This is a genomic window from Nostoc sp. C96 (assembly GCF_059384975.1).
This window is the reverse complement of record NZ_CM182020.1, coordinates 1-21,440: the sequence shown is the minus strand read 5'-3', so window position 1 is coordinate 21,440 and position 21,440 is coordinate 1. Positions and strand designations below refer to the sequence as shown.

Annotated in this window: 18 protein-coding genes; 11 read left to right on the top strand and 7 right to left on the bottom strand. The window is 39.3% G+C overall.

Annotated features, from left to right (window positions below):
- Window positions 1-2: 2 nt before the first annotated feature.
- Window positions 3-1,133 carry a mechanosensitive ion channel family protein gene (locus tag AC504W_RS00090; protein WP_494875584.1) on the top strand — a complete coding sequence of 377 codons (1,131 nt, stop codon included), beginning with the start codon at window positions 3-5 and terminating at the stop codon, window positions 1,131-1,133.
- Window positions 1,134-1,249: 116 nt separating this feature from the next.
- On the opposite strand, the gene AC504W_RS00085 is transcribed toward AC504W_RS00090, so the two are convergent.
- Window positions 1,250-3,553 (bottom strand): glycoside hydrolase family 65 protein, encoded by a 2,304-nt coding sequence (locus AC504W_RS00085; RefSeq protein WP_494875583.1) that lies wholly within the window; start codon window positions 3,551-3,553, stop codon window positions 1,250-1,252.
- Window positions 3,554-4,215: 662 nt separating this feature from the next.
- Between AC504W_RS00085 and AC504W_RS00080 the strand changes: the two genes are divergently transcribed.
- The 4 genes from AC504W_RS00080 to AC504W_RS00065 all read left to right on the top strand — a co-directional run bounded on the left by AC504W_RS00080 (window position 4,216) and on the right by AC504W_RS00065 (window position 7,760).
- Entirely contained in the window at window positions 4,216-6,675 is a 2,460-nt protein-coding gene (locus AC504W_RS00080; RefSeq protein ID WP_494875582.1) for a dynamin family protein, read from the top strand.
- Between the two features lie 169 nt (window positions 6,676-6,844).
- Window positions 6,845-7,234, top strand: a complete 390-nt coding sequence (locus AC504W_RS00075) for a KGK domain-containing protein (RefSeq protein ID WP_494875581.1) — start codon at window positions 6,845-6,847, stop codon at window positions 7,232-7,234.
- Window positions 7,231-7,476 (top strand): HNH endonuclease, encoded by a 246-nt coding sequence (locus tag AC504W_RS00070; RefSeq protein ID WP_494875579.1) that lies wholly within the window; start codon window positions 7,231-7,233, stop codon window positions 7,474-7,476. The genes AC504W_RS00075 and AC504W_RS00070 overlap by 4 nt, the downstream gene beginning before the upstream one ends.
- A gap of 35 nt (window positions 7,477-7,511) precedes the next feature.
- A complete protein-coding gene (locus AC504W_RS00065) occupies window positions 7,512-7,760 on the top strand; it encodes a hypothetical protein (RefSeq protein WP_494875578.1) in 249 nt (82 codons plus the stop codon).
- Window positions 7,761-7,860: 100 nt separating this feature from the next.
- On the opposite strand, the gene AC504W_RS00060 is transcribed toward AC504W_RS00065, so the two are convergent.
- Window positions 7,861-8,910, bottom strand: a complete 1,050-nt coding sequence (locus tag AC504W_RS00060) for an anti-sigma factor antagonist (protein WP_494875577.1) — start codon at window positions 8,908-8,910, stop codon at window positions 7,861-7,863.
- Between the two features lie 195 nt (window positions 8,911-9,105).
- Between AC504W_RS00060 and AC504W_RS00055 the strand changes: the two genes are divergently transcribed.
- Together AC504W_RS00055 and AC504W_RS00050 are read left to right on the top strand one after the other, a co-directional pair.
- The gene (locus tag AC504W_RS00055) at window positions 9,106-9,906 is read left to right on the top strand and encodes a 7-carboxy-7-deazaguanine synthase QueE (RefSeq protein ID WP_103123451.1); all 801 of its coding nucleotides are present in this window, start codon (window positions 9,106-9,108) and stop codon (window positions 9,904-9,906) included.
- A 166-nt stretch (window positions 9,907-10,072) separates the two neighbouring features.
- Entirely contained in the window at window positions 10,073-11,560 is a 1,488-nt protein-coding gene (locus AC504W_RS00050) for an esterase-like activity of phytase family protein (RefSeq protein ID WP_494875576.1), read from the top strand.
- A gap of 50 nt (window positions 11,561-11,610) precedes the next feature.
- Here AC504W_RS00050 and AC504W_RS00045 read toward each other — a convergent pair whose 3' ends face one another.
- Both AC504W_RS00045 and AC504W_RS00040 read right to left on the bottom strand, forming a co-directional pair.
- Window positions 11,611-12,255 (bottom strand): DUF3318 domain-containing protein, encoded by a 645-nt coding sequence (locus AC504W_RS00045; RefSeq protein ID WP_096582016.1) that lies wholly within the window; start codon window positions 12,253-12,255, stop codon window positions 11,611-11,613.
- Between the two features lie 77 nt (window positions 12,256-12,332).
- Window positions 12,333-12,890: a type III secretion system chaperone family protein gene (locus AC504W_RS00040; RefSeq protein WP_096582014.1), complete on the bottom strand. Its 558-nt coding sequence runs from the start codon at window positions 12,888-12,890 to the stop codon at window positions 12,333-12,335.
- Between the two features lie 431 nt (window positions 12,891-13,321).
- Here AC504W_RS00040 and AC504W_RS00035 point away from each other — a divergent pair, with 431 nt between their 5' ends.
- The 3 genes from AC504W_RS00035 (at window position 13,322) to AC504W_RS00025 (ending at window position 16,625) form a co-directional block, all read left to right on the top strand.
- On the top strand, window positions 13,322-14,401 hold the full coding sequence (locus AC504W_RS00035) for an amino acid ABC transporter substrate-binding protein (protein ID WP_494875575.1): 1,080 nt from the start codon (window positions 13,322-13,324) through the stop codon (window positions 14,399-14,401).
- A 150-nt stretch (window positions 14,402-14,551) separates the two neighbouring features.
- The gene (locus AC504W_RS00030) at window positions 14,552-15,457 is read left to right on the top strand and encodes an amino acid ABC transporter permease (protein WP_494875574.1); all 906 of its coding nucleotides are present in this window, start codon (window positions 14,552-14,554) and stop codon (window positions 15,455-15,457) included.
- Between the two features lie 19 nt (window positions 15,458-15,476).
- Window positions 15,477-16,625: an amino acid ABC transporter permease gene (locus AC504W_RS00025; RefSeq protein ID WP_494875573.1), complete on the top strand. Its 1,149-nt coding sequence runs from the start codon at window positions 15,477-15,479 to the stop codon at window positions 16,623-16,625.
- Between the two features lie 51 nt (window positions 16,626-16,676).
- Here AC504W_RS00025 and AC504W_RS00020 read toward each other — a convergent pair whose 3' ends face one another.
- A complete protein-coding gene (locus AC504W_RS00020; protein WP_494875571.1) occupies window positions 16,677-17,591 on the bottom strand; it encodes an Rpn family recombination-promoting nuclease/putative transposase in 915 nt (304 codons plus the stop codon).
- 138 nt (window positions 17,592-17,729) lie between these two features.
- Here AC504W_RS00020 and AC504W_RS00015 point away from each other — a divergent pair, with 138 nt between their 5' ends.
- Window positions 17,730-18,470, top strand: a complete 741-nt coding sequence (locus AC504W_RS00015) for an amino acid ABC transporter ATP-binding protein (RefSeq protein ID WP_494878797.1) — start codon at window positions 17,730-17,732, stop codon at window positions 18,468-18,470.
- A gap of 67 nt (window positions 18,471-18,537) precedes the next feature.
- Here the strand turns inward: AC504W_RS00015 and dnaN are convergent, their stop codons facing one another.
- Window positions 18,538-19,689 (bottom strand): DNA polymerase III subunit beta, encoded by a 1,152-nt coding sequence (gene dnaN / locus AC504W_RS00010; RefSeq protein WP_494875570.1) that lies wholly within the window; start codon window positions 19,687-19,689, stop codon window positions 18,538-18,540.
- 362 nt (window positions 19,690-20,051) lie between these two features.
- Window positions 20,052-21,440 carry a chromosomal replication initiator protein DnaA gene (dnaA, locus tag AC504W_RS00005; RefSeq protein WP_494875569.1) on the bottom strand — a complete coding sequence of 463 codons (1,389 nt, stop codon included), beginning with the start codon at window positions 21,438-21,440 and terminating at the stop codon, window positions 20,052-20,054.

The following is a 21,440-nucleotide window of genomic DNA, read 5'->3' as shown; positions in this document are numbered from 1 at the left end:
TAATGACAAATATTTCCCAATTTATTTTGAGCTTTTTTCAGCGTGAAACCACAATATTAGCCTTATCTAAGTTTGGCATATTTCTAGGGCTTATTTTTCTGTCTTTGTTGGCAGGAAGATATACTCCAACATTCGTCAGAATCATTACTCAAAGGTTTGCACCCCAACAAGTAGCCAGCATTTATAATAATCTCGTCGAACCTCTAAGAAACTTATTTAGAATTGCTGGGACTTTAATTTTAATTTCATTATCTCTAGCATGGATCGAAGATTATCAATCAATCTATAATTTATTATCTCCAATTATTGATTTATCTGTAGTTATTAGCCTTGCATGGCTATCTTCTAAATTATTTCGCCAATTTCTTCGTTCTTATGGTATTGAAATAGTCAGAAAATTTGGTCGTGAAGTAGATGAATTACTTTTAGTATTTGAAACTTTGGCAAATGTTATTATTGGATTTATTGCTGTTTTAGCTTTTGCTCAAAGTCAACAATTTAATTTAATTGGTTTATTGACTGGCTTAGGAATTGGTGGTTTAGCTGTGGCTTTTGCAGCCCAAAAAACCTTAGAACAGTTACTGGGAACTATTGTTTTGTATTTGGATAGACCCTTTGTTCCTGGAGAATATATTCGTTTACAAAAATCTAACCAAATTCCCGAAGGTTTGTTTGGCAGAGTAGAGTCAATTGGAATTAGATCAAGCAAGATACGTACTGCGGCTAAGAGTACATTATTTATTATTCCTAATTCCATATTGGCAAACTTAGAAATCGAAAATATTACTCGTGGTAAAAAAGTGATGGTATTACTTTACCTCGATTTTTTACATATCCTGCAAGAAAAAGAACAAGCTTTAGTGCAGCAGGTAATTGTTGAGAGTACTAATTCTCTGTTTGGGATTGACCCAGGAAGTACTAGTATTACTTTTTTAAATCATCAAGATGAGCAGCAGTTCACACGCACAAGAGTAACATTTTTTATTTTGGGTTCCAGTGAAAATTCTCTGCAATTGCGTAAACGGCTGTTAGAGTTAGCCAATGAAAAAATCTCTAAAAAACTATTTAATCATGGTATTGAATTCAAGCTGCAAGAGCCAACAATTTATGTGGAATCACCTGTGACTATTTAATTACAGAGAAACACAGATAAATTATCTGTGTTTCCTGTAGTTTTATGTTCTCTTAAACCTACTGTGGTGCTTGCTCCTCATAGGAGCGAATCTGTGGTAGTAACGTTTTGTAACTATTATTGCAACGCAGAAATTTCAGTTAAAACGCTATCTAATTCAATAGTATTTGCCCAAGCAGGAACAGCAACTTCTGGTGTACCTACAACCATCGTGGTTTCTTGACGCAAGTCGAAGTCATACCAATCATTGCGCCATTGCAAGCGAAACTTGAGGCGTGTCCAACTAGGCGGGAGGTTAGGACAAGCTACAGGGCCAAATTGTGTCATCCGCACACCGCCAAAGCCATAGACGACAGACTGCCAAACTCCTCCAGCACTAGCGGCGTGAATGCCTTCTGCTGCATTGCGTCTGACATCTTCCAAGTCTACTAATGCTGCTCGTAAAAAGTGAGTGTAGGCTTCAGTTGGTTGATTCAAATCACAGGCTAAAATGGCGTGAATTGCGGGGCCGAGGGAAGAACCATAGGAATGGTCGGTACGTTGGCTGTAATATTCCCAGTTGCTTGCCAAAGTGTTATGGTCGTAGCGTTGACGCAGCAAGTACAGCAACATCAACACATCTGGCTGCTTAAGAATTTGTTTTTGGCTAGTGGCTTCAATTCCTAACAGACCTTGCAGAGACTTGGTGCGGGGTTCGTAGTCAGCCAGGTTGACATCTTCTAGCCCAAAAAAGCCTTCAAATTGTTCAATTAAACCTGTGGCTGTATCTTGGTTAACAAATATGCGTTCTTGAATTTCTGCCCAACGATGCAGACGTTCTGTAGTTAAGTTTAGTTGTTGTACTAACTCAGAAGATTTTTCCGGATAAGCTTGCTTGAACCAGTCCCATAGCGCCAATGCAGATTGCAAATGCCACTGTACCATGAGGTTGGTAAAGGCGTTATTATCCACGCGATCGTGATTTTCATCAGGGCCGATGACATCTAAGATATCGTAGCTGTGGCGTTCTTCGTTCCACTGCACGCGACTTTCCCAGAAAACTGCCGTATCAAGAATAATTTCTGCGCCATAGTCACGCATCCATTCATCATCGTCGGTAATTTGCCAATAGTGCCAAACTGCATAGGCGACATCAGCAGTAATATGCACTTCAATATCACCGCACCAAATACGCACTAACTCACCGTTAGCACCAGGAACCCACCGAGGAGTTACTTCATCTCCGGTTGTGGCACTTTCCCAGGCAAACATAGCTCCTTGATAGCCGGCTTCTTGGGCTTTACGCCTTGCTCCTGGTAAAGTGTGATAGCGGTAGGTGAGTAGGTTACGGGCTAAGACTGGTTGAGTGAAGGTGAGAAAAGGCAGAATGAAAATTTCCGTATCCCAAAAGATGTGACCACGATAGGCAAAACCAGAGAGGGTTTTTGGTGGGATGCTGACTCGGTTATCGTGTCTGGGTGCAACAGCTAAGATTTGAAAAAGATTATAGCGGACAGCTAACTGCGCTTGGCGATCGCCCTCAATAATAATATCGCTGTCTTGCCAAACTTCTTCCCAAGCGGCAATGTGTGCTGCTAATAAGGTACTATACCTTGGTTCATCGGCTAGTCTATATAAAGCTGAAGCTATGGGAAGCTTACATTCTCTGGAAGTAAACACAGTAACAATCTTTTCTATTGTCACCGTTTGATGTGGCGCACACTCTAGAGTTGTTGTTAAAACTGGTGAACCAGAAGCATTTTCGACAAAAATAGGTGCATTATCATCACCATCGACAACCAACTTAGCAGCCATCCCCAGGTTAATATTTGAGTGCAGAGTTTTGCTTTGCTGCCAAATTATTTGATCTAACCCACCTTGGTGTACAGTTTGCCAATGGGGAACACCTGTGGTTCTTGGTTCAGCATCAAATCCCGCTGTGACGGTAATTTCCCCAGTAAAATCAATAGATGTGATTTGACAACGAATAGCCAAAACATGTTGATCTGCTAAACCGGCAAAACGCTCAAAATGTAAATCTAGGGTATGACCTTGAGGACTACGCCAACGCACATCACGACTCAGCAAACCTAAACGCAAGTCTAGCCGACGCTCATATTGCAGAATCTCTCCAGAATCCATACTAAAGCGATCGCCTGCCACAGTCACCACCAATGGCAACCAGTTAGGACAGTTAACCAGTTCTGTATAAGCAATATTTACATCATCATAAACACCATTAATTAGCGTTGCTGCGCTATCTTGTGTATATCCTTCTTCAAAGCTTCCCCGCGTTCCTAAATAGCCATTACTGAGGGTAAAAACTGTTTCTTTGTGATGTAGCTGTTTTGGCTCAAATTTTGTTTCAATAACGTTCCAGTTATTAGCGTCAAGCAGTTGCTGAGTATCTATCGAATTACCAAGAGATTCGCCGTCGAGCATGAGTAATTAAACCTACAATTCCAATGGTGGTTGTCAATCAGATGAAATCTATTTCTAGGAGGTAAAATTATTTGGCTACTTCTCTTCAAAGCAGATGTTTGAATTTGGTTTCACCAGCAAAGATTGACATTCATTATATAATAATGTTCTTTATTTCATCCCTCTCTAGCTAGATTTTATTAATAGCTCAGATTTATGCCAAAAGATTAAGACACCACATTAATTGATACATTTATTTATTTAAAGCGTAAATATAAATTGTTTTAGTAAACAAGTTTAATTATTAATTAATAGTATGTATTTAACTGATTAACATCACATTTATATATCTAAATAAAGCTATCTAGACATTACATTTTTGTCTAAACACTGCCATACATTTTTTAGCAGTTTGTTCAATATCTTCATACTTGGTCTGTTCATAGAATTACAGCACTAAAATTTAAACCTGCAAGTTCACCACGTTAAAGTGATTTCTCTTTGATGGTGGTGTCCACAGCTATAAGTTTTTACCAGAAACTCAAGAAAACTTAATCTAAAATGCCTAGCATTAAATTTTGCTATCTGTTAGCCAGCATAAATCATTTACTTAAGCGTACATTTACTGAGGTTTTGCCGATTTAATCGTTATTAATATATATGTAATATTCAGGGTATTTAAAATGACAAATCTGCCTATTCAGTGTGCAAATTTAAAAGAGCAAGTAGAATTAATTTTACAACTTTTACAGCAAGAACCTGCTTTACGTTCTCAAGATATCACACCTGTACAAACTTCTTTAGGCAAGGCAATATCTCCGAAATTTGAAATTGTGTTTGCAGGTGCATTTAGTGCAGGTAAATCTATGCTGATTAATGCACTACTAGAGAGAGAATTACTTTATAGTGCTGAGGGACATGCTACAGGTACAGAATGCAAAATTGAGTATGCAGAAGTTGATCAAGAAAGGGTAGTTCTCACATTTTTAAGTGAAGCTGAAATTCGGGAACAGGCAAGTTTTTTGTGTCAACAACTAGGATTTGTCACAGCAGCGAATATCAATCAAAGTGAAGTCAATAATTTACTAAATCAAGGCTGTGAAGCAATTATTCAGCAAGAAGGTGGTGAAAGTAGATCTGAACGAGCCAAACAAGCTAAAGCATTAATTTTATTACTAACAGGATATAAAGAGAATTATGAGCATATTCACACAGTTAATAATGCCACATATTCAATGGAAAAATTTAACTTTTCCAATTTGAAAGAAGCTGCGGGATATGCACGTCGTGGAAGCAATAGTGCGGTTTTAAAGCGAATTGAATATTATTGTAACCACCCTCTATTAGAAGATGGTAACGTTATTATTGATACACCAGGAATTGATGCACCAGTAGAGAAAGATGCACAGTTAACCTATAGTAAAATTCAACATCCAGATACATCAGCCGTAGTGTGTGTGCTGAAACCTGCATCGGCTGGCGATATGACCAAAGAAGAAACGACTATGTTAGAAACAATGCGGGGAAATGGAGGAATCCGCGATCGCGTCTTTTATGTTTTCAATCGCATTGACGAAACTTGGTACAATACCCAATTAAGGCAGCGATTGGATGATTTAATTAGCAGTCAATTTCGGGATACCAGCAGAGTTTATAAAACTAGTGGTTTACTTGGTTTTTACGGTAGTCAAATTAAACAGACAAGTTTACAGAATAGGTTTGGCTTAGATTCTATTTTTGCCGAAAGTGTTAAAGGTTTAAATGACCAGGAAGAAACACCACAATTTGTTTACGCATTTAATAATTACTGTGTAACTTCTGGTAAGCTTTCTCATACCAATTTTCGGATTTCCCTCAATGGTTTTGAAACGCCAAATGAAAATTATCTGCGGATTTTGTCTCAGCAAGGTATACCTTTAATTAATCAGCTAATTCTTGATAGTGGAATTGAAGAATTTCGGGCAGCAATTACCCGCTATCTTACAGAAGAAAAGCGTCCACTGCTGTTTCAAAATCTAGCTGATGATTTAGAAGATATTTGTATTAAGTTGAAAAAAAATTATCAGTCAGATTATCGAGATTTAGACAGTCAACCACGAGAAATTGAAGCGATGAAGTCGCAAGAATTACAGCGGCTTAATCAACAGCTACAACAAATAGGTAAAGAGTTTAACCAGCATTTGATAGAAGAAGTTAACCAAATAAATAATCAGGCTTGTGATGCTTTTGAAACAGACTTTCGCCAATTGCAATCACGCATGATTAGACGGTTAGATGAATTGCTAGATACTTTTTCTGTAGCTGATGCTTATCGACGTGCTACTCTCAGTCATTTGCGTAATGCAACCGCACCATTAATTGCAATTTTAGTAGAGGCATTTTATTATTTATCTAATCAATTAGAAGATATTTTAGTAAATTCCTCTGAACAATTAGTGGCGAATTTATTCCAAAGGTTGATGGAAACAATTCGGAAGACAGAATACTATCGTCAGTTATATCGCTTGTTGGGTAATGATGGTGGGATTGAACAAAAGATAAAAGCTATTGAAAAACAGGTATCATTAGCTTTAGTCAGTGCAGCGAGTGTAGAATGCGATCGCTTCGTTCGAGAAAGTCCTAGATTTTATGATGAAGGTACTTTTTCGATTTATCAGTTTCGTCAAACTTTGCAGCAAACTTCGCAGAGTTATGACAGTGAAAGTATGGTAGAAGCTGAACCAGCAATTAGGCAATTACTAAAGTTAGATTTTGAACCAAAAGTTTCCCATACAATTCGCAAATCTTTCCGCCAAACTATCAATCAGATTCTAAGAGTGCAGTTGTTACCAATGGCGGAAAAACAAGCTGATGAAATTTTACAGCAGTATCCCCAAGCGCGTGTTTATTTAGAACAGACTTTGCAACACGAAGCTGAAGAGAAAATTTCGCAGAATCGCCGCTTACTCAGTACTTTAGAACAAAAAATTGAGAGTTATAACGCCGCAGTATCTGGAATTAATAGTTGTTTGCAGGCTATGCAATTATATGATTATTTACTGCCAGTTATCAATCTTAGTGAATTAGATGTGGTTGAAAAGATTGCGGCTAGTAATGGTGTGATAATTTCTGATGGTTTATTAGATGGTGTGGCACAAATGTAGGCTTGGTTAGCCGCAGATGGACGCAGATAAATATAGGGTGAATTATTAGATATGCCATTACTAATTTATTTGTGAATAAAAAAGATCCCCGACTTCTTTAAAAAGTCGGGGATCTGAGCATATTGAAATAGTAATATCTATTATTCAGTAAAAAGTTTTACCAATTAATATGGAAGATAACTTTAATCTAGAAAATTGCCATCCTGATGATGCTTTATCGGTAAGAGATAAGGTGTTTAAAATTATTCAAATCAAAGAAGGGATTACAAAAGTATTTTGTGGAGACTTACCTACTACGATTTACAACTCATTAAATTCTAATGGAATACAAATTGAGCCAGGTGGATATTTGATTGGTAGTAAATATTACAAACAGTACCAAAAATGGTTTACTGAAGGTATAGACTGTGAAATACTTAAGCTTGGAGCAAAAGCTTGGCAAGCAGGAAAAATAAGAATCAAAGTTACTTTAGAATTTATTCCTGATGAACCAGAAATTATTGAACCTGAATCGCCTCTTGATGATTTACGCCGCTTGATTCACGAGGATAATTTATGAATAAAACGCCACGTATTCGCATTCCACCAGAAGTGAGACAATATGTATTTCAACATGATAAATATCAATGTCAAAGCTGCGGTAAGACGGCGGAAGAAACTAATTTGACTATTGACCATATCATTCCTTTGGCGCAGGGTGGTCAAAACGATATCAGCAATTTGCATACTCTTTGCTTGACTTGTAATCAAGCAAAATCAGACAAAACAGATCAGCGTTTTCGACGACGTTTTCAAAGTTAGGCTAACCTAGAATAGGCTGTTAGTTTTTAATTTGTATGTCTCGAAAAGTCAACAGCAATTCCCGTAGATTTGCTAAACTTGGAACCACAGTATTTTATTTTTTAGCGGCGATCGCAATTTTAGCCTCAGCCTTTCCTAAGCTATATGAAATTAAGACGAAAGCTGGAATTAACATATCAAGTAGGTATCACGCAGGCTCTTTCTTAGAGAAGCACACTCTTGGGTTATTTCGGTGTGAATGGCTTTATCCGTATCACTGCGATCGCCACAATGGAAAGGTTTAACGGTTAAAGTATAATATTCTTAAATCAAAATACCCGAATTATTGAATAATTCGGGTATCTGAGTAAAAAATTTACTGACAAATTTAAAATTATTTTTTTTCTAAACAGCGCCACTTTTTCTATTAAATAAAATAGCAACAGTTTTAAAAATTAACTTTAAATCGTACAGCAAACTCCAATTTTTTTGATATTGCAAATCGAGTCGAATGACATCTTCAAAGCTGCGGACTGTAGACCGCCCATTAACTTGCCATTCTCCAGTCATTCCTGGCTTCACATCTAAACGTTGCCACTCTGGTACTTCATAACGTTCAACTTCATCAGGTGTTGGTGGTCTAGTGCCTACTAAACTCATATCACCTTTTAAAACGTTCCAAAATTGTGGCAATTCATCTAAACTGGTGCGGCGTAAAAATCGCCCTACCTTGGTAATTCTGGGGTCGTTTTCATTTTTAAAAAATGCACCCTGTACTTGATTTTTCACTAAAGCTTTTTTGGCTTCCGCATCTACACACATAGAGCGAAATTTCCAAATCTTAAACCGTTTACCCATCCAGCCACAGCGGGTTTGACTAAATAAAATCGGGCCAGGATCATCCATAGTAATAGCAACCACAATGGGAATTAATAAAACTCCTGTAATTACTAAACCCACTAATGAGCCAACTATATCTATCAAGCGTTTCATCCACGAGGCTATGGAGGGATGAGTGGTGGGAAGTGGCTCTGGTTTACGAGAACTATTTTTAGGCGCTTCTATGACGCTTTTCGCTTCGATCAATGCTGCGTCGCTACTAGACTCTATCGGAAAAACTTGATCTAATCCTGTCAGGGTTAGCACCGCCATTACTTGAGGGGTAACATTCCGCAGAATTATCGTAATTCCTTTTTCTTGAGCAGTTTTGTAATTACTGACCAGAGCGCCTAAACCACTACTATCCATAAAAATAGTTTGCTGAAAATCAATAATGATTTTCTGGGGATATGGGTTTGCTTGGGTTAAGTCTTGGCAGGTTTGCTTAAAGCCGACTGCTTCCAGCACGCTTAACCGCGGAGATACCTGCACTATCGCCGTTTCATTTAGGGAAGTAACTGGGAAATTTACCTCTGTGGGTTGGCTAGTCATGAAGCTCTGCACTTTCGTTGCCATGTAAATTTAATCTGCCAAACATGATTGTGTCCTAGAAAATTAATTCACCTCATATTTACAGGGTAAGCATAAAGACTGATTGTTAGTTATGTGGGGTGAGCGCCGAGATTGCCAAGGACGATTCACAATAGAACAAGAACTAAAAAATGTACTTGTTTTTGTATCGCCACAGTGCGATCGCTTTGCCACTAGCCCATGACTGCTAACATTACAGTTGAACCTACCGCGCGTCTGATTGAGGTCTTTTCTGCTATTCAAGGGGAAGGATTGAATGTCGGGACACGTCAAATTTTTATTCGCTTTGCTTTGTGTGACTTGCGCTGTCATTTTTGCGATAGCTCCCACACATGGAATGCACCCACTACCTGTAAGGTAGAACGATCACCTGGATTACGAGACTTTGAAATTCACTCTAATCCCGTCCCCTTAACCATATTACTCGAATGGATTAAACGTCAAAATCTACCGTTGCTACACGATAGCATTAGCGTAACTGGCGGCGAACCCCTTCTACATGCCCCTTTTTTGCATGAATTTCTGCCCCAAGTGCGATCGCTTACTGGTCTACCTATATACCTAGAAACTGGTGGACATCGCCCAGATCAACTGGCTATGATTTTGCCTTATCTAGACTCTGTTGGTATGGATTGGAAACTACCCAGTGTCAGCGGTGAGACTTATTGGCAAGCTCATGCAAAATTTCTCCAATTATGCCACAACAACCCATCTGTGGATGTTTTTATCAAGATAATTATTTCGCAAAGTACAAATCCAGATGAGTTAAAACAAGCTGCTTTATTGATAGCAGATATCAATCCAAATATCCCTGTCTTTTTACAACCTGTCACACCTTTACCCGTTTCGGAACAATTTACTCCTACACCCATACTTGCCCCAAATCCTGATCAAGTGCTGATGTGGCAAGTGTTGATGAAAAAGTTTGTGCCTCATGTCCGGGTTGTGCCGCAAACTCATAAAATGCTCAATCAGCTATAAAGATTGCTGCGTTTTCCGTAGTGTAAAACTTTGATGAAGATTTCCCCGAATCAACACCGTATTTTATTAAGTAACTATGTGATATTAACTACCTTAATTTTTCGTTAATCTTTCTTTAATCTAGAAGTCCAAAGCTGAAAAAACTGTGTCTTTTTGGGAAATGTACATGATTTCAGTAAAGCATTGGATTTCTGGATTCAGCCTTTCGCTGATAACTGCCGTGGTTAGTATTACAGGCTCGGCAACCACGGCTCACGCTCTTTCTCTGGTTAATGGCATCACAATTCCGGCAAATAGTACAGATTTATCTTCATCTAATACCAATAGTGCCAACACTAATCGCCTAGGGTTTTTCTCTGACTTGTACTACGATCACTACAACAATGTGTATTACAGCCTAGCCGACCGCGGCCCTGGTGGTGGTGTAATCAGCTACAACCCAAGGGTACAAAAATTTTCTCTAGATGTTGACCAAAACACAGGTGCAATCAGTAATTTCCAGTTATTAGACACTATTCTCTTCACCCAAAATGGTCAAAACTTTAACGGTTTAAATCCTGGAATACTGAATGGAAATGCTAGTGTTCTTGGCCGCAGTTTTGACTCAGAAGGATTTGCGATCGCACCGAACGGGAATTTCTACGTTTCGGATGAATATGGCCCTTCTATATACGAATTTAGCCCAACGGGTTCCTTTATTCGGGCATTTAACACCCCTAGCAATCTGATCCCCAGACAAAGTGATGGCACAATTAACTACGTTGATGGTCGTCCAACCATTTCCACTGGTCGCCAAGACAATCGCGGCTTTGAAGGCGTAACCCTCAGCCCAGATGGTAGTAGACTATTTGCTATGCTGCAAGACCCGTTAGTTAACGAAGGTTCCCCAGATGGACGGCGCAGCCGCAATTTACGGATAGTCGAATTTGACACCAACACTGGTAATAGTACGGCTCAATACCTCTATCAGTTGGAAAGTTTGGCAGATATTAATGCCCGTGTCCCTGATAATACTTTTGGAGCTAATTCTCAAGGTCGCAATATTGGTATTAGTTCCATTACTGCCTTAAACAACAATGAATTTTTAATTCTGGAACGCGATAATCGCGGTATAGGTGTAGAAGATCCCACAGGTGCAATACCAGTCGCCAGCAAACGCATCTACAAAATCGACCTGACTGCTGCAACCAATGTGGCTGATATTAGCTTGACAGGTACAAATAATTTACCGGATGGAGTTACACCTGTTAGTAAGACTTTGTTTGCGGATATTGCCGAATTTCTAAGAAATGCTGGACAACCCATTCCCGAAAAATTTGAAGGTTTAGCGATCGGGCCGCAACTTGTTGATGGTTCTTACGCCTTAATAGTAGGTACAGATAATGACTTCAGCGTCACTCAAAATGGTGATAATGTGCAATTTGATGTTTGTACAGATGGGACTAACTTCTCTCAAGTCCCCATTGACAGCGGTTGTCCCACAGGACAATCTCTAATTCCTACTTTTGTTTACGCTTTTAAAGGCAGTCCACAGGAATTAGCTGGATTTGTACCACCACAAAGAGTCCCAGAACCAACCACAACTGCTGCACTAGTTTTAATGGCTGCTAGTAGTTTCTTTGTGAAGCGACAGTTTAAATCTATGCAAAAGTAAATAAATTCTTGTTTGGGTGGGTATTGCCCACCCAAGATAATTCTCTGCGGCTACATTTCGCTGTCTTCTGGAGAGCGAGATTTAGCTTTTGCCTTGTTGGCACTACGTTTGAGGGCAGAAAGTCGTGCTTCATAACGAGACCGTTGGCGTTTGCTGGGAGTAGTATCAATTAAACTTTTCAAAGCACTACCAAGACTTTTGTAGGCATTAGGTAGACTGTAACCAAAGCGAGTTGCTAGTGCGATCGCTTTTTCATCAGCATCCAGCAATTCTCGCATTTGCTTTTCGCCATTATTCTTTTGATAAAGTCGCCAACCAGAAACGCCACATAGCGCCAAAGCTAACACCAGCAACAATCCATCTTGTACCCACAACTCACCTACAGCACCGCCTAAACCAATAGCTAATGCTGCCATTTCCCAACCATCTTTGGGAATTGTGTCCATTTGAATGCGGGCAACTTCATGCCAGAACAGCAGATTACGCTGATCCATTGCGAGAGCATCCCATTTCACCAAGTCAATTTGAATTTCTACTTGGTCTTTACCAATTTCTTCGCTGCGGATCAGGGGTGGATTGACCTCAGTTGTGCCTTCAACTGTGACCCAGCTTTGTAATTCTGGTGGTAGTAAGCCTTTTAATCGCCGGAGTTCACTCATTTCTGCTTTGGCAGAGGAGGTTGCATAGGATGTCATAAAATCCAGCCCTAGAAAATTTCAGTATATAGTGAGGGTATCACTTTGGAGTATAGCTATTTAAGTGGTGATTCGCCTCAGTCACTTGGAAAAGTCCCCCGCTTTTTTCTAGCTTCCATTGCCTTTTCCAAAAGTTCTAGTAAACCGGGCGCTTCTTCCTGAATACTGAGTAACATTCTTTCGCCAATCTCGATATTCCCTGGATCTTCCCCTGTAGCCATGACTTCTTTCAATCTAGGGATAGCTATGCCATCAACAATCTGAATCAACCCACTTAAACAGCGTTGAAATTGCTTTTCTGTCAAAATTGAGTCTTCCAGAGGAAATTCAATAATGGCACGGATTTCACCATCAGCTGGGTCATATTCCCATTGCAGCATTTTGGTTTCCCAAGAAATGGCTAACATTGTCTGGAGAATTGCCGCTTTGTGAGGATGGTCTTGTACTCCTGCCAAAACTTGAGGCGCAAAAATGCGGAAAAATTTTCCCTCCTCATCTAATTGAACAACTATGAGAAAATCTTCTAGGTTATCAGCTTCCACCCCTGTGATAATTCGGTCTTCTTCATCATCAAAGCGGTAGTCCCAACCTAGTTTGTCTAAGTAATCGGCAATCTGTCCGAGATTTGCTCCCATAAAAGCCTCATAAGAAATGGTGGAGCGGCTGTCACCAAAACTAGTGTAACCTGCTAGGGGTCTATGTTTAGGTTGATGTGGCTACTTCTACTTGCTGAGAATTATGCAATGAGTTTCTGCATCATAAATTCTATGAAATAGGAAAATCATGTTTTAGGAAGTACTCATAAGGACAAAATATCTAGCAATCTTTGTATCTCAAGAATCAATATTTAAGTAATAGTTAAAAACAGCAATAACCTATTTTTGAAAATAGCAGTCTTAAATTATTAGTTAAAAACTAGATGCCCGACTTGTGTAATAAGTTGGGCATCTGAGACTCTCGATTTTAAAAATCTACAAAAAGCTTTATATTACAAACATCGACTGATTTTTTACCAAAATCTTGTAGTCGTCAACACATTTTTCAGCGTTTAATATTTACGAAGTTTATGCGGAAATCAGCTTTCATCTTCGCGATCGCACCCTTAATTTTTACTGTCGCTGCCTGTAGTGGAGAATCAGGACAAACAACAAATACAGCTAATCCTCCTATTAGTAGTTCCGCAAACCAAGCAACTCGAAATCGTTGGGATACTATTAAAAGCCGTGGTCAATTGATTTGTGGCGTTAGTGGAGAAGTACCAGGATTTAGTTTTGTGGGAACTGACGGTAAATACAGTGGGATCGATGTAGATATTTGCCGAGGTGTAGCTGCTGCTTTGTTTGATAACCCAGATGCAGTAGAATTTCGCAATCTCAATGCTAAAGAGCGATTTACAGCCTTACAAACAGGAGAAGTCGATATTCTCAGTCGCAACACCACTTGGACACTCAGCCGTGATACCTCTGTTGGTTTAGAATTTGCGCCTGTCGTTTTTTATGATGGTCAAGCCATCATGGTTCGCAAAAACAGCAACATTAAGTCCTTAGCAGAATTAAAAGATAAAGCAATTTGCGTGCAAACTGGTACAACTACCGAACAGAACCTAGCAGACCAAATGCGGAAACGGGGAATAGCATACAAACCCGTTGTTTTTGAAGATGTAAATATTACCTTTGCGACCTATGCTGAAGGACGTTGTGATGGAATTACCGCTGACCGTTCGGCTTTAGTGTCGCGGCGTTCACTCCTACCCAAGCCGGAAGATAACGTAATTCTGGATGAAGTTATCTCCTCAGAACCTCTAGCACCAGCAGTCGCTAAAGGTGATACTAAATGGGGTGATATTGTCAAATGGGTAGTTTATTCTCTAGTCAAAGCCGAAGAATTGGGTATTAATTCCCAAAATTTGGATCAATTTGCCAATAGTAATGATCCTGACATCAAACGCTTTTTAGGCACAGAAGGCAACTTAGGTGAAGGACTCGGTTTAACCAACGATTTTGCAGCCAGAATCGTTAAACATGTTGGTAATTACGCCGAAGTATACGATCGCAACCTTGGCCCTAAAACCAAACTCAACCTCGCCCGTGGTCAAAATCAACTCTGGTCAAAAGGCGGATTACTTTATTCCCCACCATTTAGATGAAGTATGAAGTGTGAAGTTTTATAATCAGGACTTACACAAAAGTATGAGGAAACAAAGCACAAAGGACACGAATTTATAAGAGTTTGAGAGATTTCTTGCGTAAGTCCTAATAATTTAACCTTTTATTTTTTGACCAATGACCAATGACTAATGACCAATAATAATCGTTTTTGGCAAATCACAGCACAATTGATTGCTATATTTATGGCAGCAATTTTAGTAACAATACTTGGGAGTAACCTGAATCGTAACTTACAGCAATTAGGTATTCAATTCGGATTTGATTTTCTCAAGCAGCAAGCATCTTTTGATATTGGGGAAACGCCAATTGCTTACAAAGCTACTGATACATATATTCGTGCTTTATATGTGGGTTTAGTTAACTCTTTGCGGGTGGCGATCTCTGGCATTTTCTTCACCACAATTGTTGGCATAACCGCCGGAATAGCCCGTTTATCTGATAACTGGTTAGTGCGGAATCTCAGCTTAATTTATGTAGAAATTTTCCGCAATACACCTTTACTACTGCAATTACTATTTTGGTATTTTGCTGTTTTTTTGAGTTTTCCCAAAGTAGACAATAAAATGTCTCTTTGGGGTTTGATAAGTTTCAGTCAAAATGGCATAGAAACACCTTGGGTTAATTTTTCTCCAGAGTTTTCGGCTTTACTGCTGGGATTGATTTTTTACACAGGTGCGTTTATTGCAGAAGTTGTCCGAGGTGGGATTCAATCAGTACCTAAAGGACAATGGGAAGCAGCGCGATCACTCGGCTTAAAACCAGGATTAGTGATGCGGCTGGTAGTTTTTCCCCAAGCTTTGCGGGTAATTATTCCGCCATTAACTAGTCAGTATCTCAATTTGACGAAAAATTCCAGTTTAGCGATCGCTATTGGTTATCCAGATGTTTACTTCGTCGCTTCTACCACCTTCAACCAAACCGGGAGAGCAGTAGAAGTAATGTTACTACTTATGCTCACTTATCTTACCTTGAGCTTAACTATCTCCATCATCATGAATTTGCTGAATCGTACCGTGCAAATTAAAGAGAGATAACAGGGGTAAAAAATCAGAAATGACGAATTATCAATTAACTTGGCTGCGGAAAAACTTATTTAACACTTGGTACAATAGCTTACTAACTATTGTCTGTTTAGTATTTTTATTTTGGGCATTGCAGGGAGTGATAACTTGGGTAACGACTAAAGCACAATGGACAGTTATTCAAGTTAATTTGCGTTTATTCTTCGTTGGCAGATTTCCGCAAATCCTATATTGGCGAGCTTGGATTGTTTTGGCGATCGCTACTAGTTTATCATCTATAAGTTGCGGAGTTTTCTTTAACAAACAACAGTTTACCAAGCTGAGAATCGCTATTTTTGCTTTGATTACCAGTCTATTATTAATTTTTTTACCACTCGATTTAACATCACGTATCTGGTTACTATTTAATGCCTTTTTACTGTTAGCAGGTTCTTGGCTTGGTAAAACATTTAATCAAGTAATATCTCCTTGGCTATCTCTAATCTGGGTATTATCTTTCCCGCTAATTCTGTGGCTAATTGGTGGAGGATTTAGCTTACAATCTGTATCTACAAATTTATGGAATGGTTTATTACTAACTGTACTGATGGCTTTAGTCAGTATTATACTTTCTTTCCCCATAGGAGTTTTATTAGCTTTGGGGCGTACGAGTAAACTGCCTATATTACGTTGGTTTTCTATCTTATATATCGAGATTGTACGAGGATTACCGCTGATTGGAGTTTTATTTCTGGCTCAGGTAATGTTACCTTTGTTCCTGCCAACAGACTGGCGTTTAGATAGAGTAATTAGAGGAATTGCGGGATTAGTTTTATTTAGCGCTGCTTACATGGCAGAAAACGTTCGTGGTGGGCTGCAATCCATTCCCCGTGGTCAAATTGAAGCAGCCAAAGCATTAGGATTAAAAACTTCTTTAGTGATGTTATTAATTGTGCTTCCTCAAGCTTTACGTGCCGTTATTCCAGCAATTGTTGGTCAATTTATTGGCTTGTTTAAAGATACCTCACTTTTATCTTTAGTAGGTTTAGTTGAATTAACTGGCATTGCTCGTTCCGTATTAGCACAGCCACAATTTATCGGTCGCTATGCAGAAGTATATTTATTTATCGGATTAATTTATTGGATATTTTGTTATTCAATGTCTTTAGTGTCTCAGCATTTAGAGAGACAGTTCAAGTAATTATGCAACTAAATTGAATTACTTGATGAATAAATTTTTGAAAATTCAAAATTATTCACTATCTCTTTCATTAGATAAGAATTTCATAAATTCTGCCAAAGAACCCACAGCTATAGCCACATCCATCAGATTTTCTAACTGTTCTAAACTTGCACTTTCCAAATTTGTGGCGACTGAAAGTGGAACTTCGCCAAATCGTCGTTGTAATACTCGTATTAATTGCCGTCGCGCACCTTGTTCTAAGCCTTGTTCTAAGCCTTGTTCCAAACCTTGTTCTAAGCCTTGTTGAAGACCCAATTCTTTACCTTCAGTCAGAATTTCTTGATACCAAGGTGATTCTCTTAATACTGTCATATCCCACCTCATAATTTGCTGTACTAAAGGTGTCTCTAACACAAAACTAGCAAAAAAAGCCAGCAATGATTCTAGCTGATTTAACTCGTCATCTGCTCGTAGTACCTGTAGTGCGCGTTGTACAACAGATGTATCTCCTCCGCCTCGCAATATCGGCACAAATGGTAATAAAGATGGAATTGGTTGTTGAAACACTATCTCAGCATCCACTTCCCACAAATTAATTACGCGATAGTCTTGGATAGCGCGTAATCCTAAAAATTCTTGCTCGTAACTACTGATAACTGTTACTGTCGTTGGCGGTGGCAAAATATTGATTAAGACTGGATAAGTTGGCAGTTGATAACGTTCCTGTGCCAGAGCCGCATAAGCTCTCATTCGTAAAGGCATTTTGGTGGTGTATCGTAACTGCAATTCGTTGAGTATCAAAAAATCTCCATGAGTGTCGCTGTATGCTTTTACTAACACATCTGTTTCGCGGCTAATCCACTGAAACTCAGAACCCAAAATTTCTTTCGCTACAACTTCTGGGCGTTGAGTTACCCATTTTACCCAGGCATCGGGAGCGAGACTAATTAATCGTTTACCACCTGTATCTGCTGCTTTCGGCACAGAATTTTTTGTAACAGTACTAGGATCTAATAATACATCAATCGCAAATTTTCAGGGCAGTCAAAGTTGATAAAATCCAAGCAATATTTTTATTGACTAGATGTTATTGAAAATACAATCCAGGGCTAAAAATTCATGATGACAGAAACAAAATCAATCATTATTGCTGAAAATGTTCATAAGTGGTATGGAAAATTTCATGTTCTTCAAGGTGTAAGTCTAAGTGTTAATCGGGGAGAAGTTGTTGTGATTATGGGGCCTTCCGGTTCAGGCAAATCAACATTTATCCGCACATTTAATGCTTTAGAAGAATATCAAAAAGGAACAATTATTATTGACGGTATTACTCTCAGCCATGACTTGCGGAATATTGATGCAATTCGGCAAGAAGTGGGAATGGTTTTTCAACAATTTAATTTGTTTCCCCATCTCACCGTATTGCAAAATATTACGTTAGCGCCAATTTGGGTACGTCGTTGGTCAAAAGTTAAAGCTGAAGAATTGGCAATGCAACTGTTAGAAAGAGTAGGAATTTTAGAACAGGCTCAGAAATATCCCGGACAGTTATCTGGGGGACAACAACAACGGGTGGCGATCGCTCGTGCATTGGCTATGCAGCCTAAAATTATGCTATTCGACGAACCTACATCAGCTTTAGACCCAGAAATGGTACGCGAAGTGTTAGATGTGATGCGCGGTCTGGCGCGTGATGGAATGACAATGGTTGTAGTTACCCACGAAGTCGGATTTGCTCGTGAGGTTGCTGACAGAGTAATTCTCATGGATAGTGGTTCTCTCGTAGAGTCAGCAACACCTGATATATTTTTTACCAACCCTCAAGAAGACAGAACTCGCCAATTTTTATCTCAAATTCTCTAGCCTAGAATTCTTATCCATTGTTTGTTTTCTTTGCGTTCGCTGTTTATCCAAAATCAGAAAGTAACGACTAAGTACGCAGCTGCACTGGCATGGCTAAATAAGTCATCTTCAAGCCGCCAAGGGGGGTAAAAATGACTGGCGTAAGGTTTTGATTAATGTGCATTTGGATTTCTGAAGATGGCAAAGCTTTTAAGCCTTCCATTAAATACTTCACATTAAAGGCAATTTCGATATCTTCGCCAGATATTTCCGCAGGCATTGATTCTCTACCACTGCCCATTTCTTGAGCTTCACAAGATAATGTCAATTCTTGGGAGGCATGATCAATAGTGAGTTTAACTATATTATTTTTTTGATCTGCTAATACTGCAATACGTTCGAGAGTGCTTAAAAATTGTTTGCGATCAACAGTAATTTGTCGCTCAAATTGGCGGGGAATGAGTTGTCGATATGCGGGATATTGCCCTTCTAAAGTGCGGCTAGTCAAGCGTTGATTTTGCCACTCGAAGATAACTTGACCTTGATCTAAATATAAGGCGATCGCATCGTCAGCAGCATGATGCGCCAACATCCGTTCTAGTTCTCGTAAGGCTTTGCTGGGTACTGTCACTTCCAATTCACCACTTCCACCCAAAGGACTTTCGTTGGTAGTTTCTACCACTGCAAGCCGATGTCCGTCAGTCGCACCAAATTCTAGAGTGTCTTGTTTTACACTCAAATGTACGCCTGTGAGAACTTGCTTGGTTTCATCAGCACTAGTAGCAAATAATGAACCCCTCAACCCTTCAATTAAGGCGGCGGCTGTTAAATGAATTGGTTCTGCATCTTCAATGATTGGGAGTTCGGGAAAGTCTTCCGCACTCATAGCGCGTAATTGGTAACAGCCGCTTTTGGGTGTGAGAGTGACAATTAAACCTTCTCCTGTCGCTGCAACTGATGCTTCATCATCTAAGGTGATTTCGCCTTCTGGCAAACGCGAGGTAATATCTAGCAAAAGTTTAGCAGGTAGGGCGATCGCTCCTCCTTGCCAAACTTCTGCACTAAAGCTAGTACGAATACCCAAGCTCAAATCAAAGGCGGTTAAACTGACTTGGTTAGTTTCTGCATCCGCTTGTAAAAGTATATTTGCCAACACCGGATGATTTGGTCGTGAAGGTACAGCACGACTAACAAGGGAGAGGTTAGTACTGAGGTCGCTTTGAGAGCAAAGTAATTTCATGAGTTAAGAACTAGAGGCTAGGGTTAGAGATTAAAGGTCGGGATTAGTATTTTTTACTTTAGTCAATACTCACATTTTCCAGCGATTTCCCCACAGGGAATAATGCCTAGAATCAGACCATGAAAATTTCTCTAGCCTTTAACCTCTGAATAAACAGTTTTAATACCTGTGGAAAACTTGTGGAAAACATGAGGAGTTTTCCACAAGGTAATTGTACTTGATGAAGTTTTCCACAGAATTGTTGGTTTTTTTCCACAGAGAGATTTAATTTTAATCATTTTTTATACTTAACTTAATATTTTAAATTGATTTCTGAAGCATTTATATCAATGAGTAGTTTGCAGGCTGTGGAAAACTCCAGATTAATTCCTTGATGATTTTTGAGAACGACTAGTCATGTTAATGCGATCGCTCAGTTGGCGGAGGGTGTTTCCTAAATTGCGATCGCTTTCTTTGAGTTGAGTAATTTTCTCACAACTATACAGCACAGTTGTATGATCTTTGCCACCAAACTCTTCCCCAATTCTCGGCAGACTCAAATCAGTGTGTTGACGCATTAAATACATCCCAATTTGACGCGCCCAGCTAATTTCCCGCCGTCGTGAGTTACTTTTGAGGTCTTCAATTGAGACATCAAAATTCTCAGCAATAGCCGCTAAAATTACCTCTGGAGTAGCAGCTAATTTTTCGCTGGGTGTTTCTAAAACAGGGGTAATATTTTCTACCGTCATTGGCAAACCCCAAATCGAAATATAGGCTAAAGCTCTGATTAATGCTCCTTCCAATTCCCGAATATTCGATTTGTAGTTAGTTGCGATATACTCAATCACATCTCTCGGCAAAGGGATATTTTCATACTCGGCTTTTTTTTGTAAAATCGCCATTCTTGTTTCTAAATCAGGCGGTTGAATATCAGCAATTAACCCCATAGAAAACCGTGAAGACAGCCTTTCTTGCAGTTGAGGAATTTGGTTGGGTGGACGGTCAGAAGCAATCACAACTTGCTTACCAGCTTCATGTAATGTATTAAAAGTATGGAAAAACTCTTCTTGGGTATACTCTTTACCTTCAATAAACTGAATATCATCAACTAACAGTACATCCGCAGCCCGATAATGCTCTCGGAAACTTTGCATACTATCATTACGGATGGCGGTAATTAAGTCATTTGTAAATTGCTCAGTAGAAACGTAAAATATTTTAGAATTTGGGCAAATTTCCCAACGATAATGACCGATCGCTTGCATCAGGTGAGTTTTTCCTAAACCAACACCACCACACAAAAATAAAGGATTAAACTCCCTACCCGGAGATTCTGCAACGGCCAAGGATGCTGCGTGCGCCATTCGGTTATTTGCGCCCACCACAAACCGCGAAAACACGTATTTTGAGTTTAATTCTGCATTCATCTGAGTTTTTTGCGTCAGGTTTTCAGACACAAAACTGGAATTAGGGAATTTCTCAGCAGTTTCTCGCTTGTCTATGGGCGTAACTTCATCACCTTGAGCAACGGTAATATAAATCTCCACCGGATAACCCAAAATACTCTGCACGACATTCGCAATGGTATTAATGTAATACTTCTGCAACCAATTACGGGCAAAGGGGTTCGGCGTAATAATGACTAAACAATTATTTTCTAACCGCTCCGCATTAGCAGTTTTAATCCAAGTTTCAAAGGTTGGACGGGATAATTCTAGCTGTAGGCGCTCTAGCACCTGAGACCACAGACTGTCAAGGGAAATTTCCAT

Excerpts from the sequence above, each read along its gene's own strand:
- AC504W_RS00090 (WP_494875584.1), top strand. The coding sequence starts at position 3 with ATGACAAATATTTCCCAATTTATTTTGAGCTTTTTTCAGCGTGAAACC.
- AC504W_RS00085 (WP_494875583.1), bottom strand. The coding sequence starts at position 3,553 with ATGCTCGACGGCGAATCTCTTGGTAATTCGATAGATACTCAGCAACTG.
- AC504W_RS00080 (WP_494875582.1), top strand. The coding sequence starts at position 4,216 with ATGACAAATCTGCCTATTCAGTGTGCAAATTTAAAAGAGCAAGTAGAA.
- AC504W_RS00075 (WP_494875581.1), top strand. The coding sequence starts at position 6,845 with ATGGAAGATAACTTTAATCTAGAAAATTGCCATCCTGATGATGCTTTA.
- AC504W_RS00070 (WP_494875579.1), top strand. The coding sequence starts at position 7,231 with ATGAATAAAACGCCACGTATTCGCATTCCACCAGAAGTGAGACAATAT.
- AC504W_RS00065 (WP_494875578.1), top strand. The coding sequence starts at position 7,512 with ATGTCTCGAAAAGTCAACAGCAATTCCCGTAGATTTGCTAAACTTGGA.
- AC504W_RS00060 (WP_494875577.1), bottom strand. The coding sequence starts at position 8,910 with ATGGCAACGAAAGTGCAGAGCTTCATGACTAGCCAACCCACAGAGGTA.
- AC504W_RS00055 (WP_103123451.1), top strand. The coding sequence starts at position 9,106 with ATGACTGCTAACATTACAGTTGAACCTACCGCGCGTCTGATTGAGGTC.
- AC504W_RS00050 (WP_494875576.1), top strand. The coding sequence starts at position 10,073 with ATGATTTCAGTAAAGCATTGGATTTCTGGATTCAGCCTTTCGCTGATA.
- AC504W_RS00045 (WP_096582016.1), bottom strand. The coding sequence starts at position 12,255 with ATGACATCCTATGCAACCTCCTCTGCCAAAGCAGAAATGAGTGAACTC.
- AC504W_RS00040 (WP_096582014.1), bottom strand. The coding sequence starts at position 12,890 with ATGGGAGCAAATCTCGGACAGATTGCCGATTACTTAGACAAACTAGGT.
- AC504W_RS00035 (WP_494875575.1), top strand. The coding sequence starts at position 13,322 with ATGCGGAAATCAGCTTTCATCTTCGCGATCGCACCCTTAATTTTTACT.
- AC504W_RS00030 (WP_494875574.1), top strand. The coding sequence starts at position 14,552 with ATGACCAATAATAATCGTTTTTGGCAAATCACAGCACAATTGATTGCT.
- AC504W_RS00025 (WP_494875573.1), top strand. The coding sequence starts at position 15,477 with ATGACGAATTATCAATTAACTTGGCTGCGGAAAAACTTATTTAACACT.
- AC504W_RS00015 (WP_494878797.1), top strand. The coding sequence starts at position 17,730 with ATGACAGAAACAAAATCAATCATTATTGCTGAAAATGTTCATAAGTGG.
- dnaN (WP_494875570.1), bottom strand. The coding sequence starts at position 19,689 with ATGAAATTACTTTGCTCTCAAAGCGACCTCAGTACTAACCTCTCCCTT.
- dnaA (WP_494875569.1), bottom strand. The coding sequence starts at position 21,440 with ATGGAAATTTCCCTTGACAGTCTGTGGTCTCAGGTGCTAGAGCGCCTA.